Origin of the sequence: Marinobacter sp. bablab_jr008 (assembly GCF_016464145.1) — a bacterium.
GTDB lineage: Bacteria > Pseudomonadota > Gammaproteobacteria > Pseudomonadales > Oleiphilaceae > Marinobacter > Marinobacter nauticus.
The window spans coordinates 79296-97056 of the sequence record NZ_JACDWW010000024.1; the positions used below are offsets into that span (position 1 = coordinate 79296).

Consider the following 17761-nt stretch of genomic DNA (forward strand, 5'->3'; position numbering starts at 1 on the left):
CAGGCATGAGCCGAATTGAAGGCGTATTGAAAGCATTGAAAGAGCAGGGCCGCAAGGCGCTGATTCCCTATATTACAGCGGGCGATCCACATCCGGATCAGACGGTCAGCCTGATGCATACCCTGGTCTCTGCCGGTGCTGATATTATCGAGCTGGGCGTGCCGTTCTCGGACCCGATGGCTGATGGTCCGGTGATTCAGCTGGCCTGTGAAAGGGCGCTCAAGCACGGTACGTCGCTGCGTCAGGTGATGGCGATGGTCAAGGAGTTCCGCAAGACCGATCCGGATACCCCGGTGGTGCTGATGGGTTATCTGAACCCGATGGAGGCCATGGGCTATGAAGCGTTTGCAGATGTGGCAGCGGACGCAGGTGTCGATGGCGTTCTGACGGTTGACCTGCCTCCCGAAGAGGCTGATCAGGTAGCACCGCTGTTTGCCGACCGCCATCTGGATCCGGTTTTCCTTTTGGCGCCGACAACCACGGATGACCGGATCAAGGCGATCAGTGAGCACTCATCCGGCTATGTGTACTATGTTTCTATCAAGGGCGTGACCGGGTCCGCAACCATTGATGTTGATGAAGTCGCGAAGAAAGTGGCCCACGTGCACGAGCTCACGGCGTTACCGGTGGGTGTGGGCTTTGGTATCAGGGATGCGGAAACTGCCGCTGCAGTAGGCAGAGTATCCGATGGTGTAATTGTTGGCAGTGTTCTGGTCGATACAATAGCCCGACATCAGACAGATCCTGACGCTTTGCGTAACGCACTGACGGATCTGCTGCACCCGATGCGCGAAGCGCTGGACAGCCTCGCTCACTGAGCGGGCATTATCCAGGCATCAAAGGACAGGACGAGAGCATGAGTAACTGGCTGGACAAAATCATGCCGAGCAAGATTCGCTCGGAATCACGGCAACGTACCGGAGTGCCGGAAGGGTTATGGAAGAAATGCCCCAAATGCGGCGCATTCCTGTACAAGCCGGAGCTCGAGAAGAACCTGGACGTTTGCCCCAAGTGTAATCACCATCTGCGGGTGTCTGCACGTCGTCGACTGGATATCTTTCTGGACAAAGACGGGCGTGAGGAGCTGGCAGCTCACCTCGAACCGTCAGATCGGCTGAAGTTCAAAGACAGCAAGCGCTACAAGGACCGACTCGCGGCGGCGCAGAAAGCGACCGGCGAAAAAGATGCGCTGATTGCCATGCGTGGCACAACCATGGGTGTCCCTTTGGTTGCCTGCGCGTTCGAGTTCAACTTCCTGGGCGGTTCGATGGGTCAGGTGGTTGGCGAGAAGTTTGTCCAGGCAGCGAATGTGGCTCTTGAGCACCGGATTCCCTTGGTCTGCTTTTCCGCCAGTGGCGGTGCCCGCATGCAGGAAGCCATACTGTCTTTAATGCAGATGGCCAAGACCGCGGCGGTGTTGGAGAAGCTCAAGCAGGAAGGCATACCATACATTTCAGTGATGACCGATCCGGTCTTTGGTGGTGTATCGGCCAGCCTCGCTATGCTGGGTGACCTCAATATTGCTGAACCTTACGCTCTGATCGGTTTCGCGGGCCCACGGGTTATCGAGCAAACCGTGCGCGAGAAACTGCCGGAAGGTTTCCAGCGCAGCGAATTTCTGCTGGAACATGGTGCGATTGATATGATTCTGCATCGTCATCAGATGCGTGAGCGCATCGCCCATCTGTTGGCCAAGTTTACTGCCCAGGAAAAGCCCGGCACCGAAGCCCCCATCGAATTTGAAGTTACTGAAAAGCCGGACGTTGATGAACCAGAAGGGCACTGAATCCTCCTCAGCCCCCGTTGGGCCTCCGGCCCTCGGGGCGTCTGTTCAAGAATGGCTGCACTGGCTTGAAGCCATTCATCCCACAGAAATAGATCTCGGCCTGGACCGGGTACTGGTGGTTCTGCGGCGGTTGTTCCCGCGCAAGCCTCAGGCTCGCATCATTACCGTGGCAGGGACCAATGGCAAAGGCACCACGGTTACGGCACTTGAGTCGATTTTGCTGGCAGCCGGCAGGAGCACCGGGGCTTATATGTCCCCCCATCTGTTCCGCTATAACGAGCGGGTTCGGATTGGTGGCCAGGAGATTTCCGATGCGGCCCTGGTGACCGCCTTCGAGCGGGTGGAGGCGGCTCGCCGCGGGGTGACTCTGACCTATTTTGAATTCGGAACGCTGGCCGCTTTTGTCGCATTTGCAGACGCCGGCGTTGAGAATTGGGTGCTGGAAGTCGGGTTGGGAGGTCGCCTGGATGCAGTCAACGTGCTGGACCCGGACTACGCGGTGATCACGTCAGTAGATATCGATCATATTGGTTTTCTGGGGGATAACCGGGAAGTCATTGGTTTTGAAAAAGCGGGGATCCTCAGGCCGGGTATACCCGCCGTTTGTGCGGATCCAAATCCTCCATCCTCGGTCCTTCAACAGGCCGCGGCGCAGAAGGTGGCGCTGAAGCTCACCGGCCGCGATTATACGCTTGCGCCCGGTGCTCCCGGACAGGTTGTGCTCACTATTGGCGACGAGAAGATAGAGTTGCCAGCCGGCCCCTTGCCTGTCCAGAGTGTGGCGGCTGCGGCGGTGCTCTCCCGGCAACTCGTACCGGAGCTTTCACTGGAAAGCCTTCAGCATGCGATACATAGCGTGCGGGTTCCAGGCCGGTTTGAAACCATTCATCACGATCCGGAGGTCATTATAGACGTTGGTCACAACCCCCATGCTGCTGCCTGGCTCGTTGACAACCTCCGTAGCCTTCGATGTGATGGTGATGGCCACGGGCGTATCCTGGCTGTGTACGGCGCGTTGGGAGACAAGGATGTGGAGGGTGTGGTCGGTGCCATGTCGTCCGTCGTTGATCAGTGGTACCTGGCGGGCCTGAATGTTGCCAGAGGGCTTGATTCCGACAGCCTGATGAAGCGTATCGCAAGCGTGCCATTTCGGGGAACGCCCGGCGTTTTTGATTCTGTGTCTGAGGCTCTCGCAGCGGCCATGGGCGAGGCAGTGTCCGGTGATCGGGTCGTGGTGTTCGGTTCGTTCTTCACGGTTGCTCTGGCCAGGGAAGAGCTTCTGCCGGCTTCGGAAGCGTCTTAAAGTTTGTCCATAGGCCCCTGGGAAGCTTTGAGTTCTGGCGAGTGGCCGGTTAGTATCGTGATCAAACAGGTTGTTAACGGGAGCCCTCTCAGGTGGATGGACTGAAGCAGCGGATCATTGGCGCACTGGTGCTGGTTTCACTCGCGGTTATTTTCGTGCCGATGATTTTTGACGAGCCCCATTCCCAAAGACAGTCAACCCCCATCACCATTCCCGAGGAACCTCCGTTCCCCGAAGTTGAGATGCCTGAATCTCAGTATCCGGATAACAAGACCGTCGGCGCAGAGGCACCCAGGAGTTCCGCGCCGCCCGTTAACGACGAGCCGGCGGCCGGTTTTCGGATCATCGAGGAAAACGCTGTTGCCGAGGAGGAGCCCGCCCCGGAGCCAAATTCCCAACAGGTGGAACCAGTACCGGCAGAATCCTCCGCTGAGCCGGAGCCTGCGGCGCCAGCCGAAAAACAAGATGCTGCCTCCACAGGCGCTGCAGAACCTGGCGATAAGGCCGAGTTTACGGGTTCACTTGAAGGTGCGTGGGTGGTGCAGCTTGGCAGTTTTGGTAACCAGGACAACGCCCGGCGTTTGCGGGACAAGGTTCTCGACATGGGGTACGGCGCCCACCTGCAACAGGTTGATCGCGGCGATAGCACCCTGACCCGGGTATTCAGCGGCCCGTTCGTCAACAAAGACGATGCCCAGAAAGCCAAGGCGGCCCTTGATAAAGCCTTCGGCTTGAACAGCCTGGTCACCACCGGCGACAAATAACTGGCCGTTGCCGGATTTAATCTGGCTTCGGCAGTTTGGTGTCACCCGGTTTCCTGTTAGAATCCGCCTTTCGTTTTCTCCACCGGGTTTTCCATGGAAGCGCTGATCTGGATAGACTGGGTCATCATTGCCCTCATTGCCGTCTCCACGCTTATCAGTCTGAAGCGGGGCTTCGTCCGTGAAGCGCTGTCGCTGGTTACCTGGGTTGGTGCATTTATCATCGCCCGGACGTTTCACCCCCAGATGCAATCTCTTCTGGAGTCCACCGTGGAAACACCGCTGGTGCGGTTGATTGCAGCGTTTGCCATCCTTTTCTTTGGCACCCTGATCGTTGGCGCGATCATCAACAATATGATCGGCCACCTGGTGCGTGCGACCGGCCTGTCAGCAACGGACAGGGTGCTCGGCATGGGGTTTGGTCTTCTCAGAGGGGTTGTGGTTGTGATTGTCGCCATTGCCTTCACGCGCTACACGCCGCTGGCCGAGGATACCTGGTGGAGAACGTCGGTCATGATTGAACGCCTTGCGGTAGTTGAGGATTGGTCCAGGCGCACGCTCGGCGACGAATTTGCCCGCTTCCTCGGTCCGGAGCAGGGCGCACAGACAGCCCCGGAGGCGTCCGCAGAACCTGAAGGCGTGGAACCCGCGTCTGCATCCCGTTAACATTCAGTTTTAACACTCGGAGATATATCCAGCCATGTGCGGCATTGTCGGTATCGTCAGTACTTCCAACGTCAATCAGCTTCTTTATGATGCACTGACTGTTCTTCAGCACCGTGGCCAGGATGCGGCGGGTATTGTTACCTTCCAGGACAACCGATTCTTTTTACGTAAAGACAATGGACTGGTGCGGGATGTTTTCCATACTCGCCATATGCGCCGGTTGGTGGGTAACGTGGGCATCGGGCATGTGCGTTATCCCACGGCGGGTAGCTCAAGTTCAGCGGAGGCCCAGCCGTTCTATGTAAACAGCCCCTACGGCATTACCCTGGCGCACAACGGCAACCTGACCAATGCCGATGAGCTGAGCAGCGATCTGTTCCGAACCGATCTGCGCCACATCAACACCAACTCGGATTCTGAAGTTCTGCTGAACGTGTTCGCCCACGAACTGCAGAAGCTGGGTAAGCTGAACCCCACCAAGGACGAGATCTTTTCCGCTGTGCGCGCAGTGCACAAGCGTTGCAAAGGTGCCTATGCTGTTATCGCCATGATCACCGGTTATGGCATCGTCGGTTTCCGGGACCCGAACGGTATCAGGCCCGCCTGCTACGGTGTCCGGGAAAATGAAGAGGGCCAGAATGAATACATGATCGCGTCGGAAAGCGTCGCCCTTAATGCTGCCGGTTTCAGCATCGTTCGTGACATTGCTCCGGGCGAGGCCGTCTATATTGAAACCGATGGCACCCTGTATTCAGAACAGTGCGCCGAATCACCCAAACTCTATCCGTGTATTTTCGAGCATGTCTATTTTGCCCGTCCGGACTCGATCATGGACGGCGTTTCCTGTTACAAGGCCCGGCTCCGGATGGGCGAGGTGCTGGCAGACAAGGTCCTGCGCGAGCGACCCGACCACGATATCGACGTGGTCATTCCCATTCCGGACACCAGTCGTACGTCCGCCATGCAAATGGCCCATCAGTTGGGCGTGAAGTACCGCGAAGGCTTTATCAAGAATCGATACATTGGCCGTACCTTTATCATGCCCGGCCAGAAAATGCGTAAGAAATCGGTACGCCAGAAGCTCAACCCGATTGACCTGGAATTCCGTGGCAAGAACGTCATGCTGGTAGACGATTCCATCGTACGGGGCACTACCTGTAAGGAAATTGTTCAAATGGCTCGTGATGCCGGAGCGCGCAATGTCTATTTTGCGTCAGCGGCTCCCCCCGTGCGCTATCCCAATGTGTACGGCATCGACATGCCCTCGGCCAGCGAGCTGATTGCCCACGACCGCACTGTAGAAGAAGTACGTGATCTGATCGGAGCTGACTGGTTGGTGTATCAGGATCTGGAAGACCTGATTTCCTGTGTCAACGATGTCAATGAAGACATCGACGGTTGGGAATGCTCGGTGTTCACCGGGGATTACATTACCGGCGACGTGGATGAAGCTTACCTGACCAGGCTGGAAGATCTTCGCAAGGATGAGAAGCGCTCAACCAGTCAGGTCGCGAATGACGACAACGCCATTATTGACCTGCACAATGATGAAGACTGACACCCGCAATTACGCCAGGAGACTGTCATGACGTTCGGCCGAGAAGAACACGTTTGGATTCCCGAATCGGACCTGGAAGGCATGTCGGTCGATACCCTGGCCGTGCGGGCAGGGCAGATTCGTACCGGGCAGCTCGAACACAGCGATGCAATCTTCCCGACCTCCAGCTTCGTCTATGGTAGCGCGGCCCAGGCGGCTGCCCGTTTTGGCGGTGAAGAGCCCGGTAATATCTACTCCCGGTTTACCAACCCGACGGTTCAGGCATTTGAAGCCAGAATTGCTGCCATGGAGGGGGGAGAGCGTGGTGTTGCGACTGCTTCAGGTATGGCTGCCATTCTCAGCACCTGCATGTCTCTGCTGAAGTCCGGCGACCATGTGATCTGTTCCCGAGGTGTGTTTGGGACGACCAACGTACTGTTTCAGAAGTACATGGCCCGGTTTGGCGTGGAAACCAGCTTTGTGAGCCTGACGAACACCGATGAGTGGAAGGCTGAGGTTCGCCCCGCCACCCGGATGCTGTTTTTGGAAACCCCGTCCAATCCGTTGTGTGAAGTGGCGGATCTTGCGGCCTTGTCGGCCATCGCCCGTGAAAACGATGCTTTGCTGGTGGTCGACAACTGCTTCTGCACACCCGTGCTGCAGCGGCCACTGGAGCAGGGCGCCGACATCGTTATTCATTCAGCCACCAAGTATCTCGACGGCCAGGGCCGTTGTGTCGGTGGCGTGGTGGTTGGGCCGGCGAGATACCTGGACGAGATTTATGGTTTCCTCCGTTCCGCCGGCCCGACGATGAGTCCGTTCAATGCCTGGGTGTTCCAGAAGGGCCTGGAAACCTTACCGATTCGTATGCGCGCCCATTGTGACAATGCGTTAGAGTTGGCGTTGTGGCTGGAACAGCAGGACTGTGTGGAGAAAGTTTACTATGCAGGCTTGCGGAGCCATCCGCAGCACGAGCTGGCGAAAAAACAGCAGGACGGCTTTGGTGGCGTGCTCTCCTTCCTGGTAAGGGGTGGCCGGGAACAGGCGTGGAAGTTTATTGACGCGACCCGGATGATTTCCATCACCGCCAATCTGGGGGATGTGAAAACCACCATCACTCATCCGGCGACAACCACTCATGGACGCCTCTCTCCCGAGGACAAGGCGAGGGCAGGCATTACCGAGAACCTGATTCGCCTGTCAGTCGGTATCGAATCCATCAAGGATCTGAAAACCGATCTGGACAGAGGTTTCCAGGCGTTGAAAGATTAACAACCGGACGGTTTGAGCATTCATGGCGGAATCCGCGAAAGCGAAGAAAGCAGTAGCCACAGAACTGACCGACAAGCAGAAGCGATTTCGTCGCCTGATGGCTCAGGGGGCCAGGGAAGGCGCGGTCATTGCGTTGATTGTGCTGTGCATCTATCTCGCCATGGCCCTGTTTACCTTCAATCCGGCTGACCCTGGCTGGGCCAGCATTGGCCACGATATCCGTGTTCAGAATTACGCAGGTCGCACCGGTGCCTGGCTGGCGAGCCTGTTCATGGATTTCTTTGGCCATGTGTCCTGGCTGTTTCCCGTGATGGTTGCCGGTTACGCCATCATGCTGATTCGTCGCCGGCATCAACCGCTGGATATGCACTGGCCGCTGTTCATGGTCCGCTTTGGCGGTTTTGTTCTTATACTGCTGTCTGCCACCAGCCTGCTTTCTCTCTACTCCGTATTTGGCTTGGGCGCCTCCTCTGGCGGCGTTTTGGGTACTGCGGTGTCTGAAGCCATGGTGCGGTTTTTTAATCTTCCGGCGACCACGTTGCTGCTGATTGCCATTTTTCTCTTTGCCCTGACGGTGACTATCGGCCTGTCCTGGTTCCGGTTGATGGATCAGGTGGGCGGCTTGACCCTGAAGTTTGCCCTGGCCGCCAAATCGCTATTCGCCGGGGCAGGGAAGAAGGCTGAAAAGACCGCCGGCCAGGGAACCTCGGCAGCCAGGGTGGAAGCACCAAAGCCGGAACCGGAACCCCCGGTTGTGCGTGACAAAGTCCGGGCTCGCGAGAAGGGTAAAAATGACCAAAAGTCAGGCCAGCAGAGCTGGTGGCAGCGGATATTTGGTCGTCGTGCAAAACCCGCAGAGGATATCAGGGCTCGGGAGCCCCAGCGCGAACGGAAAGAGCCGGCTATCGAAGGGCTGCCTGCATCCATAGCGGAACCAGACCACCTGGAGAGTTTCAGCTCTCGGGATGTAAAGGCAGAGCCATCGCCTCCCCCGGCTGAAAAGGCAAAGGCCCGTTCCCTGAAGATATCGCCGTTCAAGAAAGAAGAGCAGGGCGGTGCGCCGAAAAAGGGTGATGACCGCCAGGGCTCTCTGCTGGAAGACATTGAAAGCCCGATTCCGCCGATTTCTTTGCTGGATCCTCCCGAGGAGCACAAAGAACGAGGTTATTCGGAAGAGTCTCTGGAGCATATGTCCCGTTTGCTCGAAGAGAAGCTCAGTGATTTCGGGGTATCGGTTGAGGTGGTCGAGGTTAATCCCGGCCCCGTGATTACCCGTTTCGAGATCAAACCAGCGCCCGGGGTCAAGGTCAGCAAGATCTCCAACCTGGCAAAAGACCTGGCGCGATCCCTGGCCGTGCTCAGCGTGCGGGTGGTCGAGGTGATTCCGGGCAAATCCGTGGTCGGCATCGAGATTCCCAACGAGGAGCGTGAAATTGTACGCCTGAGCGAAGTGCTGGGTGCCAAAGTGTTCACCGAATCTTCCTCGCCACTGACGCTGGCTCTGGGGAATGACATTGGGGGCAACCCCATGGTTGCCAACCTGGCCAAAATGCCCCACCTGCTGGTAGCCGGCACCACCGGTTCCGGTAAGTCGGTGGGGGTGAATGCCATGCTGTTGAGTATGTTGCTGAAGGCAACACCGGATGAAGTCCGATTCATCATGGTGGACCCGAAGATGCTTGAACTGAGCATCTACGACGGCATCCCACACCTGTTGGCACCAGTGGTCACAGACATGAAAGAGGCCGCCAACGCTCTGCGTTGGTGTGTGGCCGAGATGGAGCGCCGCTACCGGCTGATGGCCAGCCTGGGGGTGCGCAATATCGCCGGCTACAACAAAAAGGTGAAAGATGCCCGGGCGGAGGGAGAGCCGCTGCTGGACCCGCTCTGGAAACCGGACGAATACCTGGCCAATGATGAGCAGGAACGCCCGGAGCTGGATACCCTGCCGTTCATTGTGGTGGTGATCGATGAATTTGCCGACATGATGATGATTGTCGGCAAGAAAGTGGAAGAGTTGATTGCCCGGATTGCCCAGAAGGCAAGGGCGGCCGGTATTCATCTGGTTCTGGCAACCCAGCGTCCGTCCGTGGATGTGATTACCGGCCTGATCAAGGCCAACATTCCCACCCGGATGTCGTTCCAGGTATCGTCCAAGATTGACTCCCGTACCGTTCTCGATCAGGGCGGGGCTGAACAGTTGCTGGGCCACGGCGACATGCTGTATCTGCCACCAGGCTCAGGTTTGCCGGTGCGGGTTCACGGTGCCTTTGTCGACGATGACGAAGTACACCGTGTGGTCAGTGCCTGGAAAGCGCGGGGCGAACCAGAGTACGTGGATGATGTACTGAATGGCGCCGAGGGCGAGCACCTTCCAGGCGTACCCACGCTTAGCGAAGGCGGCGCCGGTGGTGGCGAAGAGGGTGATGCCCTGTTTGACGAAGCGGTGGCTTTTGTCACTGAAAACCGGCGAGTGTCTATTTCGTCGGTCCAGCGTAAATTCAAGATCGGCTACAACCGTGCCGCCAATCTGGTGGATGCCATGGAAGCTTCGGGGGTAGTCAGCCCGGCGGGCCACAACGGTGCCAGAGAAGTTCTTGCACCGCCGCCTCCCAGAGACTAGGAGTTATCAGATGATCAGAATGTTTTCAGGAATCCTGTTGGTACTGGCAGCAACGTGGTCTGGCGTGTCCCAGGCTGATAGTGCACAGGCATCCCGGGGCGCAGCCGAACAGTTGACCTCGATTCTGAAAAGCTACGAAACCTATCAGGCGGACTTTATACAGATTGTGGTCAATGAGAATGGCAGCCAGGTTCAGGAAACCCGTGGATCGCTCAAAGCCAAGCGGCCTGGTTTGTTCTACTGGGAGACCGGAGCACCCCTGTCCCAGTTTATTGTCAGCGATGGCGATAAAGTGGAGGTGTACGATCCGGATCTGGAACAGGTAACCATTCATTCCCTTGATGAGCGGGTTCAGACCACGCCGGCACTGCTGTTGAGCGGCGAAGTGGAGAATCTGGACGAGAGCTATGAAGTGAGTGTCCGCGAACTCGGTGAAAGCACTCGTGAATTCACTCTGGTACCCCGCAGTCAGGATTCTCTGTTTACCTCTCTGCGGCTAAGCTTCTATGATGGCGAGCTGCAGGAAATGCGCATGCAGGATTCACTGTCCCAGATGAGCATTCTCAGCTTCGACCATATTGAACTGAATCAGGCCCTCGATTCCAGTGTCTTCCGCCTCGACTATCCGGAGGGGGTTGATGTGATTCGGGATGGTGCCTGATGCAGGACAGCCTGTTTCAGACTGAGACCGGCTTTCAGCCCCTGGCCGCGCGTATGCGGCCGACCTCTCTAGAAGGTTATGTCGGCCAGGCTCACCTGGTCGGCCCCGGTAAACCTTTGCGCCGGGCCGTGGAACAAGGTCAGCTGCATTCCATGATTCTCTGGGGGCCACCCGGAGTCGGAAAAACCACTTTTGCTCGCCTGCTGGCCAATGTCGGCGACCTGTCCTTCGAAACCATCTCTGCAGTCCTCAGTGGAGTTAAGGAAATTCGCGAGGTGGTGGAGCGGGCCCGCAACCGTAAACAGTCCCAGGGCAGGGATACGCTTTTGTTCGTGGATGAAGTGCATCGTTTCAACAAAAGCCAGCAGGATGCTTTCCTCCCGCACATTGAAGATGGCACCTTCATTTTCGTGGGCGCAACCACCGAAAACCCATCCTTCGAACTGAACAGCGCCTTGCTGTCCCGTACCCGTGTTTATGTCCTGAAAAACCTGGAAGCGGCGGATATACGACGGCTGCTGGACAGTGCCCTTGAGAGCGAGCAGGGCTTTGCCGGCCAGTTGCGGGTAGATGAGGGGGGGCTGGCGACCATGGCGGAAGCGTCAGGTGGCGATGCCCGGCGAGCGCTGAACATTCTGGAGGTGGCCGCCGACCTGGCAGAGCCGGATGATGACGGTGTTAACCGGGTTACCGCTCAAACTCTCGAACAGGTACTGCAGACCAGTCTCCGCCGTTTCGATAAAGGCGGGGATGTGTTCTACGACCAGATTTCGGCATTGCACAAATCGGTGCGGGGCTCCAACCCGGACGGTTCGCTGTACTGGCTGTGCCGAATGCTCGACGGCGGTTGCGACCCGTTGTATGTCGCCCGGCGCCTGGTTCGTATTGCCAGTGAAGACATCGGTAATGCCGACCCGAGGGCGCTCCAGATTACCCTGCAGGCCTGGGATGCTCAGGAACGTCTTGGCTCCCCGGAGGGCGAGCTGGCGCTGGCACAGGCGGTCACCTATCTGGCGCTTGCGCCGAAGAGCAATGCGGTTTACAAGGCGTACAATCAGTGCATGGCCGACATCCGCAGCGATCCGGACTATGAAGTTCCGGTACATCTGCGCAATGCGCCCACCAAATTGCTGAAAAGCATGGGGCATGGAGAAGAATACCGCTACGCTCACGATGAGCCGGACGCCTATGCGGCAGGAGAAGCCTACCTGCCGGAGGCGATCCACCAGCGGCGCTATTACCAGCCGGTACAACGGGGACTTGAGATCAAGCTGGCGGAGAAGCGCGAACGCCTGGATTCGCTGGATGCCAGCAGCCCGAAAAAGCGGTACTAAGCCCCATCCCTCGCCAATTTTGCTGCCTGTGTCCGGCCGGTGGTGGTCAGCGCATTCACGGCAGGTATAATGCCCGCATACCATTCATTCGTTAACCGGAAATCAGGAACAACATGCTCGATCCGAAACGTGTCCGTACACAGACTGAAGAGATCGCCCGTCGGCTGGCTATCAAGAATTTCGAGTTTGATATTGCCACCTTCGAGCAGCTTGAGGAACGCCGCCGGGCCATTCAGGTTCGTACGGAAAACTTGCAGAGCGAGCAGAACAAACGGTCGAAATCCATCGGCAAAGCCAAGGCGGCCGGTGAGGATATCAAACCGTTGCTGGAAGAAGTCGAAAGCCTGAAGCAGCAACGTGGTGACGCCGAGGACGAACTGCGTTCCGTGCAGGAATCCCTGAATGCCTTCTTTGCCGGTATTCCCAATCTTCCCGACGACGACGTGCCACCGGGCGCCAGTGAAGACGACAACGTCGAGACGCGTGTCTGGGGTACGCCCCGTGAATTCGATTTTGAGCCTAAGGATCACGTGGCCCTGGGTGAGCAGCTGAAAGGCCTGGACTTTGAGAAGGCCACTCAGCTGGCCCATTCCCGTTTTGCTGTTATGCGCGGACAGCTGGCGCGCCTGCACCGTGCACTGGCTCAGTTCATGCTCGATCAGCATACTCTGCAGCATGGTTACACCGAGGCCTATGTGCCTTATCTGGTGAATGCCAACACTCTGTTTGGTACCGGCCAGCTGCCAAAATTTGAAGAAGATCTTTTCCGCACAGCCGGCGACAATCCTCTGTACCTGATTCCGACCGCGGAAGTGCCGGCCACCAACCTGGTGGCGGATACCATTCTGGATGATGCCGAACTGCCGCTGCGTCTGGTTTGCCATACGCCGTGCTTCCGGAGTGAGGCAGGGTCTTACGGCCGGGATGTGCGGGGCATGATTCGTCAGCATCAGTTCGACAAGGTGGAGCTGGTGCACATTGTTCGCCCGGAGGAATCCACTCAGGCGCTGGAGGAACTGACCGGACACGCCGAGAAGATCCTGCAGCTGCTTGAACTGCCTTACCGTGTGGTCACCCTCTGTGGCGGCGACATGGGCTTTTCCGCCGCCAAAACCTACGACCTGGAAGTCTGGCTGCCGGGGCAGGGCAAATACCGCGAAATTTCTTCCTGTTCCAACACCCGTGATTTTCAGGCACGGCGTATGCAAGCCCGCTGGCGTAATCCGGACACCGGAAAGCCCGAACCGGTCCATACCCTCAATGGTTCCGGCCTGGCCGTAGGTCGCGCCATGATTGCGGTGATGGAGAACTACCAGCAGGCGGACGGCAGTATTCTGGTGCCCGAGGTACTCAAACCCTACATGGGAGGCGTCGAGCGTATTCAATGAATGATCAATCCAGGGATGCACCAGTAAAGGGCGTACCCGTCGGCTCTGCACCGACGCGGTACAGGGCCAATCCGGTTACGGATAACCCCAACAACTCGGCCGGTGAAGTAGCGTTGGTCGGTGCCGGCCCCGGCGATCCGGAGTTGCTCACCCTCAAAGCCTGGCGCCTGATCCAGTCGGCGGAGGTGGTGTTGTACGACCGCCTGGTTTCTCCGGAGATCATGGCCCTTATTCCGGAAAGCACCCAGAAGATCCACGTTGGCAAACAGCGTTCGAACCACACGCTGCCGCAGGATCAGATCAATCAACAGTTGGTGGATCTGGCCCGGGAAGGCTATCGGGTGGTACGTCTTAAAGGCGGCGATCCGTTCATCTTTGGCCGTGGCGGCGAGGAGATTGAAACCCTGGCCTCGGCCGGCGTCCGTTTCCAGGTTGTGCCGGGTATCACCGCCGCCTCAGGTTGCGCTGCCTACGCCGGTATTCCTCTGACGCACCGGGATCACGCCCAGTCAGTGCGGTTTATCACCGGTCACCTGAAGAATGACACCTGCAATTTGCCGTGGAAGGACTTTGTTCAGAATAATCAGACCCTGGTATTTTACATGGGCCTGGTCGGTTTACCGATCATCAGCCGGGAGCTGATGGCCCACGGCATGCAGGCGGATATGCCCGTGGCTCTGGTGTCCAGGGGCACCACACCGGAACAGGAAGTGATTACCGGTACTCTGGAAACGATTGTGGATCGGGTTCAGGAGGAGGGCGCACAAGCGCCGACGCTGGTGATCATCGGCAATGTGGTTTCTCTTCGAAACCGTCTGGATTGGCTGGGAGCAGAAGCCGGGCGGTGAGGCCCGGCTTCAGGATTCAGGCAGAGGCGGTCCGCTTGGGCAGAACGTCTTTCAGCTTTTCACGCATGTCGCGAATGGCTTTTTCGGTGGTTTCCCAGTCGATACAGGCATCCGTGATGGATACACCGTATTTCAGGTCAGCCAGGTTTTCCGGAATAGACTGACTACCCCAGTTGATGTGGCTTTCCACCATCAGGCTCTGGATAGACTGATTGCCTTCCAGAATCTGGTGTGTCACATCCTGCATTACCAATGGCTGAATAGCCGGATCCTTGCTGGAGTTGGCGTGGCTGCAATCCACCATGATGGATTTGCGCAGCTTGGCCTTATCCAGTGCCTGTTCGCACAGGGCTACGCTGACGGAGTCGTAGTTTGGCTTGCCGCCACCACCACGAAGTACGACGTGGCCGTAGTTGTTGCCCTTGGTGCGAATAATGGCAACTTTGCCCTGCTGGTCGATGCCCAGGAAGCTGTGGGGATGAGAGACTGACTTCATGGCGTTAACCGCAACGTCGAGGCTGCCATCGGTGCCGTTCTTGAAGCCGATGGCCATGGACAGGCCGCTGCTCATTTCCCGGTGGGTCTGGGACTCGGTGGTACGGGCACCGATAGCAGACCAGGCTATGGTGTCCTGAAGGTATTGGGGAGATATTGGGTCCAGGGCTTCAGTGGCGGCCGGAAGGCCCATCTCATTGATGTCCAGCAGCAGCCGGCGACCAATGTGCAGTCCCTGCTCGATATCAAAGGTATCATTCAGGTGCGGATCGTTGATCAGGCCTTTCCAGCCTACGGTGGTGCGTGGCTTCTCGAAGTACACGCGCATGACGATCAACAGTGTATCGCTGACTTCATCGGCGAGCTTTTTCAGTCGGGCGGCATAATCGCGGGCAGCTTCTACATCGTGAATCGAGCAGGGGCCTACGACAATGAACAAACGATGATCCTTGCCATCCATAATGTCGTAGATGGCTTGCCGACCATTGGCAACGGTTTCGGCTGCCTTGTCTGACAGTGGCATCTCTTGCTTCAGTGCTTCAGGAGTGATCAGTGTTTCCTGGCTGGCCACGTTCAGGTTTTCCAGTTTCTTACCCGACATCTTGTTGTGCTTCCCCGAATCTTGTCGTTACCTCACCCGGTATATTCATTCTTTTGTCCGGATGATTGAATAATAAGTGCGAGTGGGATACTAGGTTGCAGTAAACCCCGGCGAGTTGGTTATACTGCGTTATTTGCAGGCCCTTTTCAACGCTTCTCAACGCTTCAGGACAACAGGTAACGGATGTCGCCCTCATCAACGAAACCACAGGCTGTCGCTCCCTCCCGAAAGGTGGTTTCAGAAAGGATTACCCAGGTTCTGTCCGGGATCCGGGTGCCCGATCTGCCATACCCCGCCAGTAAGTCTTCTCCGGAGCAGGAACCGGACTGGCGTCCCTTATTGATGTCCTGCTGGACGGAACAGCGGGATGAGCGGGTAACCAAAGTGCTGCGTTCGGTTCAGATTGAGTGGACCGTCCGACAGGTGAATGCGGCCTACCTCTCCGACCGGATCATGGATGTCTTCCTGAAAACCTCAGGCCTGCATGCCGCCCTGGTGGGGCGCATAGCGCGCTTGCGGTTCTGGCTGGCATGGCAACTGGATTTGTGTGGTGCGGAGGTGTTCAGCGGGGTGCTTCTGGACTGGCTTGATAACCTTCAGGAATGGCGTGGCTGGAGTGATACCGGTGGTCGATCATCCCGCGTATTGCTGGATCAGCTTGATAGCCTGGTTATTACTGTATCCGGCAGCTTTGAGGCCGGCAGCCGCGATCCGCTGGAGCACTACTGCAGCCAATGGCTTGCCGATACCCGAAAGCGGGATGATCAGGTGGCGCGGCTCCGGGAACGGTTGTTGGAAACCGAGCAGGGGGCTTCACGCCAGCGTTTGTCAGATCAGGTGGCCAGGGCTCTGATTGGCCGCGCCTTGACGGGCCGTCAGCTACCACCGCCCATTACCCGCTTTATCCTGACCGACTGGCACAAGGTGTTGAAACAGAGTGTCTGGGCCGAAGGCGCGGACAGTGAAGTGCATCGGCACGCCAACAAATTACTGGAATGGCTGGTCTGGGTGGGAGACCCCCAGCTTTCTGATCGGGATCGTAACCGGTTGTACCACGTTGGGGAACAACTCGGCGACCGTGTGCGCGAAGTCTGGACTCGCGCTCTGGGTGAGGATGCTCCTGAACAGGCATTACACGAGATCCAGGCGGTAATTGTGGCTCGAATTCGAGGAGAGACACCAGAACTGGAGCCCGCGCTCGCCACCGGTTCAGATTTTGCCTGGGACAGCACCTGGCTGGCAAATGAGCCGGTCTCGGCCGACCACGCCAAACCTCTGGTCGGTCAGTGGTTTGTAGAGGGTGAAGGGGCAAGGGAACAGCGACGTTTTTTCTTTGCTTTGTTGTCTGATAGCGGGGAAGTGCTCTGGACCAATGGTGCCGGCGTTAAACTCGGGCTGCAGCCGTGGGTCGAGTTCCAGGCCGAGCTTGGCCGCGGCGCGCTCAGGCCGCTTCCGGAACCAACGGCCTTCGGTCAGGTACTTGCGGAAACCCTCGAAGTGCTATCGAAAGTCTGTGCCAGACAGCTGGAACAACGGGAAAAGGCGGCCAAGGAAGCCCGTGCCCGGGCCGAAGCGCTTCGGAAGGAACGGGAAGCGGCCGAGCAGCGCCGTCGGGAAGAAGAGCTCGCACGCCAGCAGGAACTTGAACGGGAGCGTGAAGAGGCGGAGCGCCAACGGGTGGCGGATGAGAAGGCGGAGCAGGAGCGTTTGCGAAAAGAGGCCGCGCTGGTGGCCACCAAACAGGTTGAGGGTATCGCTCTCGGTGGCTGGATTGTGCTTACTCAGGAAACCCGGGATGACGATCCTGTCCGGCTCAAGCTTGCCGTCAAGATTTCTGCCTCGCGGAAATATGTGTTTGTGGATCGTCTGGGGCTCAATCGCCGGGAATTTCTCCAGGACGAACTGGTTAACGGAATCGTGGGAGGTCGAATTCGCGTGCTTGGCAGTTCGGCCGAGTTTGATGACACCCTGAGCCGCGTTGTCGGGCGTATCCGTGTTGGTCGGAACTGAGGTGAACGATGATCGATGATGATTATGGGTTCGGAATAGAGGACGACTTACCGTCAGGGAAAGACCTTCGTGAGGACTACCGTCTAACGGCCCGGGCGCGTGCCTGGATACTCCTGGAATCGGCCGAACCGGAGTCGGAGCCGTCGACACTGGATGGTGTATCCGACAGGCTGGAATGTCAGGTGCGCGACATATCGGCCCGTGGAATCAGTCTGTTGTGCGAGGCATCGCTTAGCATCGGGTCGATTTTGGTTGCGGAGGTAAGTCTCGGGGAACACGCAGAGCACTTCCGGCTGAGTGTCGAGGTCATGTGGTGTCGCGAGGCGGAGTGGGGGTATCTGATTGGCGTCCGGGTACTTGAGTCAGATGAAACTGACTATCTGGACTGGATCGAGGCGGTTGCCAGGGCACTCTCGGAAAGCTGAACGAAAAGAGCCGGCATCGCGCCGGCTCTTTTGCTATGGCTGACGTAGGGA

Annotated in this window: 14 protein-coding genes and 1 pseudogene; 14 read left to right on the forward strand and 1 reads right to left on the reverse strand. The window is 57.6% G+C overall.

Translation table 11 applies throughout. The features are described from left to right. The first annotated feature begins 5 nt into the window (after positions 1 to 5). The 12 genes and pseudogenes from trpA to cobA all read left to right on the forward strand — a co-directional run. Positions 6 to 818 carry a tryptophan synthase subunit alpha gene (gene trpA, locus JIF53_RS01120; RefSeq protein ID WP_113880126.1) on the forward strand — a complete coding sequence of 271 codons (813 nt, stop codon included), beginning with the start codon at positions 6 to 8 and terminating at the stop codon, positions 816 to 818. Positions 819 to 856: 38 nt separating this feature from the next. Further along, on the forward strand, positions 857 to 1786 hold the full coding sequence (gene accD / locus JIF53_RS01125; RefSeq protein ID WP_014421381.1) for an acetyl-CoA carboxylase, carboxyltransferase subunit beta: 930 nt from the start codon (positions 857 to 859) through the stop codon (positions 1784 to 1786). After that, positions 1767 to 3089 (forward strand): bifunctional tetrahydrofolate synthase/dihydrofolate synthase, encoded by a 1323-nt coding sequence (gene folC / locus JIF53_RS01130; RefSeq protein ID WP_113880125.1) that lies wholly within the window; start codon positions 1767 to 1769, stop codon positions 3087 to 3089. Before accD ends, folC begins: the two co-directional genes overlap by 20 nt. A 92-nt stretch (positions 3090 to 3181) precedes the next feature. Next, positions 3182 to 3853, forward strand: a complete 672-nt coding sequence (locus JIF53_RS01135; protein WP_014421383.1) for an SPOR domain-containing protein — start codon at positions 3182 to 3184, stop codon at positions 3851 to 3853. A gap of 93 nt (positions 3854 to 3946) precedes the next feature. After that, entirely contained in the window at positions 3947 to 4516 is a 570-nt protein-coding gene (locus tag JIF53_RS01140; RefSeq protein ID WP_014421384.1) for a CvpA family protein, read from the forward strand. A 34-nt stretch (positions 4517 to 4550) separates the two neighbouring features. Next, a complete protein-coding gene (purF, locus tag JIF53_RS01145; RefSeq protein WP_113880124.1) occupies positions 4551 to 6074 on the forward strand; it encodes an amidophosphoribosyltransferase in 1524 nt (507 codons plus the stop codon). Positions 6075 to 6101: 27 nt separating this feature from the next. Then, positions 6102 to 7325, forward strand: a complete 1224-nt coding sequence (locus JIF53_RS01150; protein WP_113880123.1) for an O-succinylhomoserine sulfhydrylase — start codon at positions 6102 to 6104, stop codon at positions 7323 to 7325. Between the two features lie 22 nt (positions 7326 to 7347). Further along, complete coding sequence (locus JIF53_RS01155; RefSeq protein WP_113880122.1) at positions 7348 to 9948, forward strand: DNA translocase FtsK; 2601 nt, start codon at positions 7348 to 7350, stop codon at positions 9946 to 9948. 10 nt (positions 9949 to 9958) lie between these two features. Continuing rightward, a complete protein-coding gene (gene lolA / locus JIF53_RS01160; protein WP_113880121.1) occupies positions 9959 to 10609 on the forward strand; it encodes an outer membrane lipoprotein chaperone LolA in 651 nt (216 codons plus the stop codon). Further along, the gene (locus JIF53_RS01165) at positions 10609 to 11943 is read left to right on the forward strand and encodes a replication-associated recombination protein A (protein ID WP_113880120.1); all 1335 of its coding nucleotides are present in this window, start codon (positions 10609 to 10611) and stop codon (positions 11941 to 11943) included. Before lolA ends, JIF53_RS01165 begins: the two co-directional genes overlap by 1 nt. Before the next feature lie 113 nt (positions 11944 to 12056). Beyond that, a complete protein-coding gene (gene serS / locus JIF53_RS01170; RefSeq protein WP_113880119.1) occupies positions 12057 to 13331 on the forward strand; it encodes a serine--tRNA ligase in 1275 nt (424 codons plus the stop codon). A gap of 41 nt (positions 13332 to 13372) precedes the next feature. Continuing rightward, a pseudogene (gene cobA, locus JIF53_RS01175) lies at positions 13373 to 14179 on the forward strand (uroporphyrinogen-III C-methyltransferase); the annotation flags it as partial. 16 nt (positions 14180 to 14195) lie between these two features. Here cobA and JIF53_RS01180 read toward each other — a convergent pair. Then, entirely contained in the window at positions 14196 to 15275 is a 1080-nt protein-coding gene (locus JIF53_RS01180; RefSeq protein WP_011785031.1) for a 3-deoxy-7-phosphoheptulonate synthase, read from the reverse strand. A gap of 183 nt (positions 15276 to 15458) precedes the next feature. On the opposite strand from JIF53_RS01180, the gene JIF53_RS01185 reads away from it, so the two are divergent. Both JIF53_RS01185 and JIF53_RS01190 read left to right on the forward strand, forming a co-directional pair. Beyond that, the gene (locus JIF53_RS01185; protein WP_113880116.1) at positions 15459 to 17285 is read left to right on the forward strand and encodes a DUF1631 family protein; all 1827 of its coding nucleotides are present in this window, start codon (positions 15459 to 15461) and stop codon (positions 17283 to 17285) included. Positions 17286 to 17293: 8 nt separating this feature from the next. Continuing rightward, complete coding sequence (locus JIF53_RS01190; protein ID WP_113880115.1) at positions 17294 to 17710, forward strand: PilZ domain-containing protein; 417 nt, start codon at positions 17294 to 17296, stop codon at positions 17708 to 17710. The last annotated feature ends 51 nt before the right edge of the window (positions 17711 to 17761 follow it).